The organism is Streptomyces sparsus (genome assembly GCF_054776295.1).
In genome coordinates this window covers 1-830 of sequence record NZ_BAAHCA010001453.1, presented here as the reverse complement: position 1 = coordinate 830, position 830 = coordinate 1, and the positions used below count along the sequence as shown (strand labels likewise).

1 protein-coding gene is annotated in these 830 nt (G+C 75.1%); it reads left to right on the top strand.

All coding sequences use genetic code 11. The features are described from left to right. A partial coding sequence (locus ACYVE9_RS29000) for an HtaA domain-containing protein (RefSeq protein ID WP_461030853.1) occupies positions 1-830 on the top strand: 830 nt, incomplete at both ends.

Sequence of the window (830 nt, the reverse complement as noted above, 5' to 3'; positions counted from 1 at the left end):
CTCCGACTCGGGCGGCTCCGACTCGGGCGGTTCCGGCGGCGGCCCGGACTCCGGCGGCTCGGACCCCGGCGGCTCGACGGCTTGTTCGCACTCGGGCGGCACCTCGACGACCGGTACGACCGGCACCGGCGGCAGCACCGGCGGCTCCGGCGGGTCGGACTCGGGCGCGGAGCGCCCCGCCGCGTCCGGCAAGATCGTCGACGGCACCCTCGACTGGGGGGTGAAGAAGTCCTTCCGCAGCTACGTCACCGGACCGATCGGCGGCGGCACGGTGGAGACCGGCAGCGGCGCCGAGGTCAACGGCGGCGGCTACCGCTTCCCCGACGGTACCGGCAGCTTCGACGCCGAGGCCCCCGCACTGGAGACGGCCTTCAAGGGCAGCGTGCGCTTCCTCGCCCACAAGGAGGGCGGCGCGTACGCGCTGGACCTGAAGCTGTCCGAGCTGCGGGTCACCGCGGGCGGCGGCAAGGGCTCGCTGGTCGCCGACGTCTCCAGCAAGGACCGGGAGAGCGGCAAGGTGAGCACCTACGACGACCTGACCCTGGCCACCCTCACCCTCTCCGGCAAGACGCTGGGCGGTCAGGGCGCCAAGAAGGGCGTCGTCACCCTCACCGACGTGCCGGCGGCGCTCACCACCGCGGGCGCCAAGGCGTTCGGCGGCTTCTACCGGTCGGGGGAGGCGCTGGACCCGGTGAGTGTCGCGATCTCCCTGGACAAGGACGCCACCCTGCCGTCCGGCACCTCCGGCGGCTCCACCACGGGTGGGTCCGGCGGCGCGGACGCCGGCACCACCGGCGCCGGCACCACCGGCTCGTCCGGTGCCGGGACCG